We start from the raw sequence: 12,967 nt of genomic DNA on the forward strand, positions 1-12,967 counted from the left end.
GACGAGGCCGGTGGCGACGACCGCGCCGACGCCGAAGAAGGCGCCGTGCGGCAGACCGCTGAGGAAGCGGGCGGCGAGCAGCCAGTGCTCGTCGGGGGCGAGCGCGGAGAGCGCGTTGCCGGCCACGAACAGGGCCATCAGGCCGATGAGGACCGTGCGGCGGGGCATCCGGGCCGTGGCCGCCGCGAGCAGCGGGGCGCCGACGACGACGCCGAGCGCGTACGCGGAGACGAGGTGGCCGGCGGCGGGGATCGAGACACCGAGGTCGGCCGCGACATCGGGCAGCAGGCCCATCATGACGAACTCGGTCGTCCCGATACCGAAGGCTCCTACGGCGAGGGCGAGCAGGGCCAAGGGCATGGGGAGACCTTTCGGGGAGGAGAGCAGCGGGAAGGAGGGATTCCTCGGGGTTCCTTCCCCACTATATGTTCACTGTCGGAACAAACTCTCCGGGCTCTCCATTCCCGCCCCGCTGACCTGCGGGATCAGCGACCTGACGTGGTGATCGTCACCCGTGCCGCCACCGGCAGGTGGTCGCTGCCCGTCGCCGGGAGGGTCCAGGACGCCATCGGCTCAAGGCCCCGGACCATGATCTGGTCGATACGGGCCATCGGGAACGACGCCGGCCAGCTGAAGCCGAAGCCGTCGCCGGCCGCGCCCTGGGTGGAGCGCATCTGGGCGGTGACGGCGTTCAGGGCGCGGTCGTTCATGGTGCCGTTGAGGTCGCCGAGGAGGACCACGTCCTGGATGGGCTCGTCGGCGATGGCCTCACCCAGCGCGTTGGCGCTCTTGTCGCGCTGGCGGGCGGTGAACCCGGCCTCCAGCTTCACCCGCACCGAGGGCAGATGGGCGACGTACACGGCCACCGGGCCCTCGGGGGTGGTCACGGTGGAGCGCATGGCGCGCTCCCAGCCGAGCTTGATGTCGACGGGCTTGGTGGCGCTCATCGGGTACTTGCTCCACAGCCCGACGGTGCCGACGACCTCGTGGTGCGGGTACGTCGCCGCGAGCGCCTTCTCGTACACCGGCACCGCGGCCTCCGTCAGCTCCTCAAGGGCGACGACGTCCGCGCCGGAGGCGGCGACGTCCCCGGCGGTTCCGGACGGGTCGGCGTTGTCCGCGTTGACGTTGTGGGTGACGACCATGAGGTCGCCGCCGCTGCCGGTCTTGCTGGTGACGAGTCCGCCGAAGAGGTTCAGCCAGACGATCGTGGGGACCAGCACCGCGATCAGCGCGATCGCCGACTTGCGGACGATCGCCAGGACCAGCAGCAGCGGGATCGCGATGCCCAGCCAGGGCAGGAACGTCTCGGTCAGACTGCCCAGGTTGCCCACGCTGTTGGGGACCTGCGCGTGCAGCACCATCGCGAGCGCGACGAGCAGGGCGAGGACCGCGACGACGACGCCGCGCCGCCAGATCCTGCGGTCGCCTCTCCAGCCGCCGAACCACCGGCCGAGCAGGCGCCGGAGCCGGGATCCTTCGCGGCCCTCGCCCGTGCCGCCGCCGCCCGTCTCCGTCATGTACGCCTGCGCCATACCGTCGCCTCACAACCTGCCGTGCACACCGTCCCCCGCGCCCGGGGAGTACCGGGAAGTCCACGACACCGGGGTGTGGTGCGGGACTTCGCGGCACCCCTTAGACCCTAGGGGATGATCGCCGTCGATCCTGCCGCCGCGTGGCGGCCGTACGGGCACGAGGACGAACAACCCGCTGTTCGGAGTTCCGAACCGGCGGTGAACGGGTGAGCTCTGTAACGGAATGCGAACATTCGCTGTGACTCAGCTCGCAGGCGGACGCAGCCCTTCGAGCACCGTGTCGACCATGACCTCCGCGAGGTCCTCGGGGAGCGGCGAGTCGGGACGCATGACGGTGCGCACGAGCATCGGGCCGAAGACGAGGTCGCCGATGACGTCGAGGTCGACGTCGGCGCGGAGTTCGCCGTTGCCCTGTCCGCGCCGCAGGACGTCGGCGAGGATCCGGCGGCGCGGGGTGACGACGTTCGCGTGGTAGGCGTCCCAGATCTTGGGGCTGGACTTCATCTGGGCGAAGACGTTGTGCAGGATCGCCGAGGAGCGGTTGACGAGTCCGCGCCGGCGGACTGCCTCCAGCAGGACGACCAGGTCGTCCCGCATGGAGGTGCCGGGCAGCACCGGGTCGGGCGGTTCGGCGGCGCGCAGGACGTCGACGAACAGCTCCTCCTTGCCCCGCCACCGGCGGTAGATGGTGGCCTTGCCGACACCGGCGGTGCGGGCCACCCGTTCTATGGACAGCTCCGCGAGGGGCACACCGTCCTCCAAGAGCTTCATCACGCCCTCGATGATGGAGCGCTCCACGGCCTCGCTGCGGGGCCGCCCCCGCACGGGGCTCACTTCCCGGGCCCGTCCGTCCTGGGCCCGGCTTCCGGCGAGGCTCACGGTCCACTCCGTCTCTGTTGTCGCACCGGGGTGATTCTCCCCCGGCCGCGACCCCGAAGGGCGCCCCCCTCCGCCCCGTTGGCCGAACCTCAGTGCTTCTGGGCCACCAACTCGGCCTCCTTCTCGTCCGGTTGGCCGCCCGTCGGCCGGCCCGGCAGGAAGACGGCCATGGCGACCGCGCCGAGGACGGCCACGGCGGCCCCGCACAGCGCCGTCACGTGCATGGCGTGCAGGAAGGCGTCGTGGGCCGGGCCGACCAGGGCCGCGCCCCGGTCGCCGAGACGGGCGGCGAGACCGAGGGTGGCCTCGATGGACTCGGCGGCGGCGTGCGGGGCGCCGGCCGGCAGTTCGTCCTCGATGCCGGAGCGGTACGCCGTGGACAGCACGGAGCCGAGGACGGCGATGCCGAGGGCGCCGCCGACCTGGCGGAAGGTGTTGCTGAGCGCGGACGCGGAGCCCGCCTTCTCACGGGGCAGGGCCTGCATGATGACCACGCTCAGCGGGGTCATGACGTGGGCCATGCCGACACCCATCAGGAAGAAAATGACTTCGAGGAGCCAGATCGGTGTGTCCCCGTCCAGGATGGCGAACGCGGCCAGCATCCCGGCGATCAGCAGCATGCCCGCCGTGCACACCGCGCTGTTGCCGAAGCGGTCGACGACGAGTCGGGCGCGTGGGGCGAACACCAGCTGGGCGACGGCCAGCGGCAGCATCAGCAGACCGGTCTGCAGCGGCGAGTAGCCGCGGACGGTCTGGGTGTAGAAGACCGAGAAGAAGGTCACGCCCATCAGGGCGAAGAAGACCAGGCCGATCACACCGATGGCCGCGGAGAAGACCTTGTTCCGGAAGAACGAGATGTCGATGGACGGGTGGTCGCTGCGCTTCTCGAACACGACGAACGCGGCGAGGACGGCGAGACCGGCGGCGATGGCGCCGAGGACCGTGGCGTCGGTGAAGTCGGCGAGCTGGCCGCCCCGGATGATGCCGTAGACGAGCAGCACCAGACCGACGACGGAGAGCAGCACACCGACGGGGTCGATCCGGCCGGGGTTCGGGTCGCGCGAGTCGGGGACCAGCCAGAGCATCAGGCCGAGCGCGAGGACGACGATCGGCACGTTGATCAGGAAGACCGAGCCCCACCAGAAGTGGTCCAGCAGGACACCGCCGGTGATGGGGCCGATGGCGATGGCGAGGCCGACGCCGCCCGCCCAGATGCCGATGGCCTTCGGCTGCTCCTCGCGTTCGAAGACGTTCATCAGGACCGCGAGGGTCGCGGGCATCACGAAGGCGGCGCCGAGACCCATGACCGCGCGGAACGCGATGAGCTCCACGGGCGAGCCGGAGCCGGCCGCCAGCGCCGAGCCGATGCCGAAGACGACCAGACCGCCGAGCAGCACCTTCTTGCGGCCGAGCCGGTCGCCGAGCAGGCCCGCGGTGAACAGCAGTCCCGCGAAGACGAGCGTGTAGGCGTTGATCGCCCACTCCAGCTCGCTCTGCGTGGCGCCGAGACCGGTCGGCTCGGGGGTGGAGATCGTCTTGATGGCGACATTGAGGATCGAGTTGTCGAGCACCACGATCAGCAGGCTCAGCATCAGCACGCCGAGGATCGCCCAGCGGCGCCGGTGCACCGCTTCCGGTATCCGGGATTCAGGGGCTGCGGAAGTCATGCCTTCGAGAGTAGGCCATTTCCGATACGGGACCGTCTCGTATCGAAATTCTTTTACCGAGGTCTTACGTGAGGGGTGCCTGAACGGTCACACCCACCTGCTCTGGCCCTCGCCGGGCCGAGGTGCCACCATGGAGTCGGTCCGGGGACGCCGTCAGGGCGCCTCGAGATGACATGAAGGAGCCGTGGCAATGACGCAGCTTTCGGCTGCCCAGACGAAGCCCTCCGACGGCAGCAAGGCGCTGTACGGGGGCAAGGGCACACGCCGCATCACCGTCCGCGACATCGCCCTCGCCAAGGAACGCGGCGAGAAGTGGCCGATGCTCACCGCGTACGACGCGATGACCGCGTCCGTCTTCGACGAGGCCGGGATCCCGGTCATGCTCGTCGGCGACTCGGCGGGCAACTGCCACCTGGGGTACGACACGACCGTGCCCGTCACCCTCGACGAGATGACCATGCTGTCGGCGGCCGTCGTACGGGGCACCAGCCGTGCCCTGATCGTCGGCGACCTGCCCTTCGGCTCCTACCAGGAGGGCCCGGTGCAGGCGCTGCGCTCGGCGACCCGGCTGGTGAAGGAGGCCGGGGTGGGCGCCGTGAAGCTGGAGGGCGGCGAACGGTCGTACGAACAGATCCGGCTGCTGGTGGAGTCCGGCATCCCCGTCATGGCCCACATCGGTCTCACCCCGCAGTCCGTCAACGCGATGGGCTACCGGGTGCAGGGCCGGGGCGAGGAGGCGGCGGCGCAGCTGCTGCGCGACGCGAAGGCCGTGCAGGACGCGGGCGCGTTCGCGGTGGTCCTGGAGCTGGTCCCGGCGGAGCTGGCCGCGGAGGTCACGCGGGTGCTGCACATCCCGACCGTGGGGATCGGTGCGGGGGCCGAGACCGACGCCCAGGTATTGGTGTGGACGGACATGCTCGGGCTGACCGGCGGGCGGATGCCGAAGTTCGTGAAGCAGTACGCGGACCTGCGGGGCGTCATGACCGACGCGGCGAAGGCATTCGCGGAGGACGTGGTCGGCGGGACGTTCCCGCTGGAGGAGCACTCGGTTCACTAGGCCGTTGGCCTGGTGGCCCTACAGCCACTGCGGTACGGAGCAGCCCGCCGATCTTCCCCCAGTCGGCGGGCTGTGGCGTTCGGTCGCCTGACAGCCCGGGGCCCCTGAAAGGCGCCCGGGGCTACGCCCCGTGCTTTTCATGGGGAGGGCGGGCCGCAGGCCCGTCCCTCCAGGGGTGCGGGGAACTGCGCGAGAAACCACGAATCACCCGCAGCCGCCCGACAACAGTGGCCCCCGAGCTCTTAGGCGCCCGGCCGCCCCTGTCGGTGACCTGTCGGTCGTTTGTCGGCGGCCCCTGACACCGTCGTCCGCATGACACGAATCGACAAGGAACCCAGCGGCGCGACCCGCGCTGTCACCGTACGGGGGCTGGTCAAGCACTACGGCGAGACCAGGGCGCTGGACGGTGTCGATCTGGACGTCCGCGAGGGCACCGTGATGGGCGTGCTCGGCCCGAACGGCGCCGGCAAGACCACACTCGTCCGGTGCCTGTCCACGCTCGTCACGCCCGACTCGGGGCAGGCGACCGTGGCCGGCTACGACGTCGTACGCCAGCCGCGCGCCCTGCGCCGGGTGATCGGCCTCACCGGCCAGTACGCCTCGGTGGACGAGAAACTCTCCGGCTTCGAGAACCTCTACATGATCGGCCGTCTGCTCGACCTGTCCCGCAAGGACGCCCGGGGCCGGGCGAACGGTCTGCTGGAGCGGTTCTCGCTGACCGAGGCGGCGGGGCGCCCGGTGGCCACGTACTCCGGCGGTATGCGGCGGCGGCTCGACCTCGCCGCGTCGATGATGGGCCGCCCGGCCGTGCTCTACCTGGACGAGCCGACGACCGGCCTGGACCCGCGCACCCGGATCGAGGTGTGGGACGAGGTCAAGCGCATGGTGGGCGACGGGGTGACCGTGCTGCTGACCACCCAGTACATGGAGGAGGCCGAGCAGCTGGCCTCCGAGCTGACCGTGATCGACCGCGGCAAGGTCATCGCCAAGGGCGGCATCGACGAACTGAAGGCGCAGGTCGGCGGCCGTACGCTGCGTGTCCGCCCGGCCGACCCGGCGCAGCTGCGGCCGCTCGCGAGGGAACTGGACGGCCTGGGGATCACCGGGCTCGCCACCACCACCGTCGATGCCGAGAACGGCACCCTGCTCGTGCCGATCCTCAGCGACGAGCAGCTCACCGCCGTCGTCGGCGCGATCAGCGACCGCGGCGTCACCATCGGCTCGATCAGCACCGAACTGCCCAGTCTCGACGAGGTGTTCCTGTCCCTCACCGGCCACAAGGCCAGTGCCCCGCAGGACCCGGCCCCGTCCACCACCTACGAGGAGGTCGCCGTATGAGCTCCCACCCGTCGCCCACGGCCACCCTGAACGAGGCGCTACGCGCCGCCCCTTTGAACACCCTGCCCCGCACCGGCGACGCCGACGGCCGGATCGGGCTGCGCGCGCAGGCCCGGCACACGGGCGCCCTCGTGCGCCGCAATCTGCTGTGGATCCGCAACGACCCGCAGTCCGTCGCCGACGCGGTCCTCATGCCGATCGTGTTCGCCCTGCTGTTCGTGTACGTCTTCGGCGGCTCCATCGGGCAGGCGCTGGGCGGCGGCCAGGAGCGGTATGTGCAGTACGTGATCCCGGGGCTGATGGCGATGCTCGGCATGAACATCGCGATGGGCGTCGGCACCGGCTTCAACGAGGACTTCCAGAAAGGCATCATGGACCGCTTCCGGTCGCTGCCGATCGGCCGGTCCTCGGTGCTGCTCGCGAAGATCTCCGTCGAGCTGCTGCGGATGCTGCTCGCCACGACCATCCTGCTGACCGTCGCCGTCCTCATCGGCTTCGACATCACCAGCTGGCCGGGCCTGTTCGCCGCGGTGGGCCTGTCCGTCGTCTTCGGCTCGTCCCTGATGTGGATCTTCCTGGTGCTGGGCGTGACCCTGAAGAACGCGCAGTCGGTGCAGGCGATGGGCTTCCTGGTGCTGTTCCCGCTGCAGTTCGGCTCGTCGATCTTCGCGCCGCCGCAGTCGATGCCGGGCTGGCTGCGGAGCTTCACCGACTACAACCCGCTGTCCTCCCTGGCGGACGCGGCCCGCGGTCTGATGACGGGCGGGCCGGTCGCCCACGACGTGATGATCACGCTCGGCTGGTCCGTGGCGTTGACGGCGGTCATGGCCCCGATCGCGATCCACAAGTTCCGCACCAAGAGCTGATCCGCCGGTCAGGGACGCCGGATCAGCTCTTGGTGCGGAACTTGTGGATCGCGATCGGGGCCATGACCGCCGNNCGTCGCGAGCCGGTGAACCTTTCCGGTCACAGCGCTAGATCAGGGCGCCTGCCTCCTCCAGGGTGAGCCCGGCGCCCTCGGCGTACGCCGCCTCGTACGCCTCGTCGGCCAGTCGCGCCCGGACCTCGGCCTCCGCCTGCGCGCGCCCCTCGGCCTCCAGCGGGCTGGGGTGGTGGCCGCGCGGGAGGTGCGCGTCGGAGGCGCCCAGGAGCCGGGCCGCGTCCCCGGCGCGGGCACCGCCGTCCCCGCCCACGACCGCGACGGCGGCGGTGACCAGATGGGAGGCGGGCAGCTGGGGGGTGATCGTCTGGGCCAGCGGGTCCATGGCCTGCTCGAACGCCTTCCGGATGCGTTCGCGAGCCTCGGTGTGGCGTCCGTCCATGGTCATCAGCCATGCCTCCAGACCGAGGACGAAGCCGGCGAACAGCACGAAGTCGACGGCCTCGAACTCCTCGCGCAGCCGTGTGATGTGCCGCCACGCCTCGTCCATGCGCCCGGTGCGGCCGAACCAGATGGCGACGTAGAGACGGGCCGCGGGCAGCGCCTCCTTGGGCGTGTCGTGCCGCGCCAGCACGTCCAGCAGCATCTTCTCGCCGAGTTCGGCCTCCCCGCACTCCAGGAGCACGTTGCCGAGCCGGACCCCGAGGACGCCCGAGTGGGCGTTGGTGCCGATCCGTTCGGCGTGGACGATGGCCCGCCGGTAGTCGGCCGCGGCGAGGTCGAACCGGCCCGTGCGCTCGTGGCTCATGGCGCGCGCCGAGAGCGCCTCGGCGGCGACCCAGGCGTCCCCGAGCCGTTCGCACAGCTCCAGCGCCTCGTCGGCGTCGCGGGTGGCGTCGCCGGACCAGTCGCTGCGGTTGGCGAGGATGTTGGCCCGCATGTGCAGGGCCTGGGCCAGCTCCCAGGTGTAGCCGAGGTCACGGGCGGTGGCGATGCTCGCGTCGAGGATCTCCCGCAGCCGCTCCATGTCGCCGGAGAGCACGACGGCGTAGAACCACATGAAGCCCGGGAAGCGGCAGGTCTGCGGCTGGCCCGGACGGTAGGTGTCCCGGATGACCTGGAGCTTCTCCCGCCCTTCGGGTGTCTCCCAGACGGAGATCTCCATGTCCATGCAGGCGAGATGGATGAGGTGGAGTGCGCGCCGGGCCTCGTCGAGCACCTCGGGGCGCATCGGCGGCGGACTGTCGGTGAGGCCCTCGCGCACATCGGGGACGGGGCGGGCCGGCGGGGCGAACGGGTCGGGGCTGAGCGCCATGACCTGGGTGGCCCAGTGCCGGGCCTCGGTCTTCAGGTCGCGCATCTGCCAGTACCAGGCCAGCGACAGGATCAGGCAGAGCGCCTCCTGCTCGTCGCGTTCGGCGACGGCGTGCCGCAGGGCGGTGCGGAGGTTCTCGTACTCCAGCTCCAGCAGTTCGTTGGCCCGGCGCTGGCCGGGGCCGCGCAGCAACGGGTCGGTGGTGCGCGCGAGTTCGCGGTAGTACGTGCGGTGGGCGCGTTCGGCGGCGGGGCGGGCGCCGGCCTCGGCGAGGCGTTCGCCGGCGTACTCGGCGACGGTCTCCAGGAGCCGGTAGCGCATCCCGCCGTTCGCGGTGGGGGCCGCGACGACGAGTGACCTGTCGACGAGGGAGCCGAGCGCCTCCAGCGCGGCGGGGCCGCAGACGGCCTCCGCGGCGGCGAGGTCGCAGCCGCCGGCGAACACGGACAGCCGCCGCAGGACGTCCCGTTCCTCCTCGTCGAGGAGTTCCCAGGACCAGTCGACGACCGCGCGCAGGGTCTGCTGGCGGGGCAGGACGGTGCGGCTGCCGGAGGTGAGGAGCCGGAAGCGGTCGTCGAGCCGGTCGGCGATCTGGCGCGGTGTCAGCATGCGCAGCCGTGCCGCCGCGAGTTCGATCGCGAGGGGGAGGCCGTCGAGGCGGCGGCAGATCTCGGCGGCGGCCTCCGGGTCGTCCGCGACGGTGAAGCCGGGCCGGGCGGCGGCGCCCCGGTCGGCGAGCAGCCGCAGGGCGTGGGGCTGGTCCAGGGGTTCCACCGGCCGCACCAACTCCCCCGGTACGCCGAGGGGTTCGCGGCTGGTGGCGAGGACGGTCAGGCCCGGGCAGTGCTGGAGGAGATGTTCGACGAGGTGGGCGGCGGCGGCCACGACGTGTTCGCAGTTGTCGAGGATGAGCAGCATCCGGCGTCTGGCGCAGTGCTCGGTGAGCCGGCCCAGGGGGTCGTCGTGGCGGTCGGAGACCACGCGCATCTCCTCGGCGCCGGCGCCGCGCAGGACGGTCTCGCGGGCGCCGAGTGCGGTGACGACGGCCTCCGGGACGTCGACGGGGTCGTCGACGGGGGCGAGTTCGGCGAGCCAGACCCCGTCGGGAGCGGACGCCGCGACCGCCTCGCCGGCCTCCTGGGAGAGACGTGTCTTCCCGGCGCCGCCGGGCCCGAGGAGGGTGACCAGGCGGGCGGCGGCCAGGTCGGTACGGATGGTGTCGATGTCGACGTCCCGGCCCACGAAGGAGGTGAGCCGGGCCCGAAGGTTGCCGCGCGGGCGGCCGCCGGGGGTCGGCCGGCCGGGGCGGGCGTCGGCAGGTTGCTGGGCGGGACCGTCGTCCACGGGGTGTTGAGGGGCCCGTCGTCCCCTGGGGCGGGGTGCGGCCGTCGTGCCGTCGGTGTGCAGTAGTTCCTCGTGCAGGGACCGTAGTTCGGGGCCCGGGTCCGTGCCGAGGCGGTGGGCCAGGAGGCGGCGTACGGAGTCGTACGCGGCCAGGGCCTCCGCCGGGCGGCCGGTGTCGCGCAGGGCGCGCAGACGCAGGCACTGGAGGGGCTCGTCGAGGGGGTGCGTGTCGCACAGGGCGGTGAGTTCGGGGAGGGCGGTCCCAGCGCGGCCGAGGGCGAGCGCGGCGGTGAGGCGGGCGCGCTGCGCGTCGAGCCGGCGGGTCTCCCAGCGGGCGGCCTCGGCGGTCCGGTCGGGCAGGTCGGCCAGCGGCGGGTCCTGCCAGAGGGCGAGCGCGTCGTCGAGGACCACGGCCGCCTTGGCGGGGTCGCCGTCGGCCAGCGCGCGGGCGCCCTCGGCCGCGAGACGGTCGAAACGGTGCAGGTCGATGTCGTCGGGGGCGGCGGTGAGCCGGTAGCCGCCGTGCGTCGACAGGATCGCGTCCGGGCCGAGCACCCGGCGCAGCCGGCCCACCAGCGCCTGGAGCGCGCCGCTCGCGTCGGCGGGCGGGTCACCGGCCCACACTTCGTCGACCAGCGTGGACACGGTGACCGTACGGCCCGGGCGCAGCGCGAGCACGGTCAGCAGGGCGCGCAGCCGGGCGCCGCCGACCGGGACCGGGGTGCCGTCGGCGTGCGATGCCTGAGTGGTGCCGAGGATGCGGTAACGCACGGGGTCCATTGTCTCCGTCGGTTCGGTGCCGGTGGCTGGGCCGTCGCAGGGGGGGGCGGCCGGGACGGCCCTGGACCGCCGACCGTACGTCCCCCGACCGCACGTCCCCGCCTTCATGTCCCCCACCTTCCTAGGAACCAGGAGGTGACCGCGAGACGTTTTCGCCTTGCGCCCGGTACGGTCGGGCAGTCCGTACGAGTGATCGACACGTCCACGAGTGCCCTAGGAGCCCCATGACCACCGCCGCGTCCCGTCGGAGCGACCGGAGGATCAGCCCCGTCTTCGTGGGGATCGTGGCCGTCATGGCGGTCACGGGCTGGGCCACCTGGACCGGGTTCGCCGAGCAGCCCGGTCTGGCCGTCTTCCTGTTCGTGACGTCGGCGTGGATCGTCTCGCTGTGTCTGCACGAGTACGCCCACGCCCGTACCGCCCTGCACAGCGGCGACATCTCCATCGGCGCGAAGGGCTATCTCACGCTCAACCCGCTGAAGTACACGCACGCCCTGCTCAGCATCGTGCTGCCGGTCGTGTTCGTGATCATGGGGGGTATCGGTCTGCCGGGCGGCGCCGTCTTCATCGAGCGGAACCGTATCCAGGGCCGCTGGAAGCACAGCCTGATCTCGGCGTCCGGCCCGCTGACGAACGTGCTGTTCGCCGCGGTCTGCACGGCGCCGTTCTGGCTGGGGGTGACGGACGGGGTGCCGGCGGCGTTCCTGTTCGCCCTCGCGTTCCTGGCGATGCTCCAGGTCACGGCGGCGATTCTGAACTTCCTGCCGGTGCCGGGCCTCGACGGCTACGGCGTGATCGAGCCCTGGCTGTCGTACAAGATCCGCCGTCAGGTGGAGCCGCTCGCGCCGTTCGGGCTGCTGCTCGTCTTCGCGGTGCTGTGGATCCCGGCGGTCAACGGCGTGTTCTGGGACGTGATCGACGCGTTCATGCGGGGCCTCGGCATCGAGGACCAGCTCTCCGACTGCGGCTACTGGCTGTACCGCTTCTGGCGCGAGGACAGCGACGTGTGTCTGACCGGTCTGTGACGGTCGAGCGGGTCCGTGACGGGCGGCCGGGTCTTGCGACGGGCGGGCGAGGCGGGCTCAGCTCGCGGCGGACCGCCGCTCCAGCTTCGCGCGGCGCACGTAGTACCAGGTCATGTTGGACGACAGCCCGGCCATCAGCACCCACACCACACCCAGCCAGCTGCCCCGGGCGAAGGACACCACGGCCGCGGTGATCGCGAGCAGACAGACGACGAGGGCGTAGACGGCGAGGCGGGGCATGGGGGTCGGCTCCTGACAGGGCGGTCGGACGAGGCGGTACGGCATGGTCGTACGGCGTCCAGTGTCCCCCATGCCCGGCGCGGCCTCACACGTCGGTCAGGCGGATCCCGGCGTGCGCCTTGTAGCGGCGGTTCACGGAGATCAGGTTGGCGACCAGCGCCTCCACCTGGTGGGCGTTGCGCAGCCGACCCGCGAAGACGCCCCGCATACCGGGGATGCGGCCCGCCAGCGCCTGCACGATCTCGACGTCGGCCCGGACCTCGCCGAGCACCATCACGTCGGTGTCGATCTCCTCGATCGCCGGGTCCTCCAGGAGGACGGCGGACAGATGGTGGAAGGCGGCCGTGACCCGTGAGTCGGGCAGCAGGGCGGCGGCCTGCTCGGCGGCGCTGCCCTCCTCCGGCTTCAGCGCGTAGGCGCCCTTCTTGTCGAAGCCGAGCGGGTTGACGCAGTCGACGACGAGCTTGCCGGCCAGTTCCTCACGCAGGGACTCCAGGGTCTTGGCGTGCCCGTCCCACGGCACCGCGACGATCACGATGTCGCTGCGGCGCGCGGTCTCGGCGTTGTCGGCGCCCTCCACGCCGTGGCCGAGTTCCTCGGCGGCGGCCTGCGCGCGGTCGGCGGCCCGCGAGCCGATGATCACCTTCTGGCCGGCTTTGGCGAAGCGGTACGCGAGGCCCTTGCCCTGCGGCCCGGTGCCCCCGAGCACGCCGACGACGAGCCCGGAGACGTCGGGGAGGTCCCAGGGGTCCTTGGCCGGGGCCTTGGCGGGCGCCGCGCCGGGAGTCTCGGGCGTGCCGGGGGTCGTCTGTGCACTGTCAGTAGAGGTCATGGGCTGACTTTACGTGCGCGGTCGTGGCGGGGGTGGGTGCAGGTCGAGTGAGGGGCAGGTCAGACGGGGATAGGC

General features: G+C 71.8%; 11 protein-coding genes. 4 read left to right on the top strand and 7 right to left on the bottom strand.

Going from position 1 to position 12,967, the window contains the following annotated elements; genetic code table 11:
* From AOK23_RS01710 to AOK23_RS01725, 4 genes are all read right to left on the bottom strand, one after another.
* A partial coding sequence (locus AOK23_RS01710; RefSeq protein ID WP_157877911.1) for an MFS transporter occupies window positions 1-360 on the bottom strand: 360 nt, incomplete at its 3' end.
* Window positions 361-485: 125 nt separating this feature from the next.
* Entirely contained in the window at window positions 486-1,535 is a 1,050-nt protein-coding gene (locus tag AOK23_RS01715) for an endonuclease/exonuclease/phosphatase family protein (protein WP_055710968.1), read from the bottom strand.
* Between the two features lie 243 nt (window positions 1,536-1,778).
* A complete protein-coding gene (locus tag AOK23_RS01720; RefSeq protein ID WP_055710969.1) occupies window positions 1,779-2,414 on the bottom strand; it encodes a TetR/AcrR family transcriptional regulator in 636 nt (211 codons plus the stop codon).
* An 89-nt stretch (window positions 2,415-2,503) separates the two neighbouring features.
* Window positions 2,504-4,081, bottom strand: a complete 1,578-nt coding sequence (locus tag AOK23_RS01725) for an MFS transporter (protein WP_055710970.1) — start codon at window positions 4,079-4,081, stop codon at window positions 2,504-2,506.
* Between the two features lie 190 nt (window positions 4,082-4,271).
* Here AOK23_RS01725 and panB point away from each other — a divergent pair, with 190 nt between their 5' ends.
* The 3 genes from panB (at window position 4,272) to AOK23_RS01740 (ending at window position 7,342) form a co-directional block, all read left to right on the top strand.
* Window positions 4,272-5,138, top strand: a complete 867-nt coding sequence (panB, locus tag AOK23_RS01730) for a 3-methyl-2-oxobutanoate hydroxymethyltransferase (RefSeq protein ID WP_055710971.1) — start codon at window positions 4,272-4,274, stop codon at window positions 5,136-5,138.
* A 312-nt stretch (window positions 5,139-5,450) separates the two neighbouring features.
* Window positions 5,451-6,476 (top strand): ATP-binding cassette domain-containing protein, encoded by a 1,026-nt coding sequence (locus AOK23_RS01735; protein WP_055710972.1) that lies wholly within the window; start codon window positions 5,451-5,453, stop codon window positions 6,474-6,476.
* Complete coding sequence (locus AOK23_RS01740; RefSeq protein WP_240496205.1) at window positions 6,473-7,342, top strand: ABC transporter permease; 870 nt, start codon at window positions 6,473-6,475, stop codon at window positions 7,340-7,342. The genes AOK23_RS01735 and AOK23_RS01740 overlap by 4 nt, the downstream gene beginning before the upstream one ends.
* Window positions 7,343-7,450: 108 nt before the next feature.
* Here the strand turns inward: AOK23_RS01740 and AOK23_RS01745 are convergent, their stop codons facing one another.
* Window positions 7,451-10,795 (bottom strand): AfsR/SARP family transcriptional regulator, encoded by a 3,345-nt coding sequence (locus tag AOK23_RS01745; protein WP_055710973.1) that lies wholly within the window; start codon window positions 10,793-10,795, stop codon window positions 7,451-7,453.
* Window positions 10,796-11,019: 224 nt separating this feature from the next.
* Between AOK23_RS01745 and AOK23_RS01750 the strand changes: the two genes are divergently transcribed.
* Window positions 11,020-11,820 carry a site-2 protease family protein gene (locus tag AOK23_RS01750; RefSeq protein ID WP_055710974.1) on the top strand — a complete coding sequence of 267 codons (801 nt, stop codon included), beginning with the start codon at window positions 11,020-11,022 and terminating at the stop codon, window positions 11,818-11,820.
* Window positions 11,821-11,877: 57 nt separating this feature from the next.
* On the opposite strand, the gene AOK23_RS01755 is transcribed toward AOK23_RS01750, so the two are convergent.
* Entirely contained in the window at window positions 11,878-12,132 is a 255-nt protein-coding gene (locus AOK23_RS01755; RefSeq protein WP_206336096.1) for a hypothetical protein, read from the bottom strand.
* Between the two features lie 13 nt (window positions 12,133-12,145).
* The gene (gene npdG, locus AOK23_RS01760) at window positions 12,146-12,892 is read right to left on the bottom strand and encodes an NADPH-dependent F420 reductase (protein WP_055710976.1); all 747 of its coding nucleotides are present in this window, start codon (window positions 12,890-12,892) and stop codon (window positions 12,146-12,148) included.
* Window positions 12,893-12,967: the final 75 nt, after the last annotated feature.

The organism is Streptomyces torulosus (assembly GCF_001419765.1).
Taxonomy (GTDB): Bacteria; Actinomycetota; Actinomycetes; order Streptomycetales; family Streptomycetaceae; genus Streptomyces; species Streptomyces torulosus.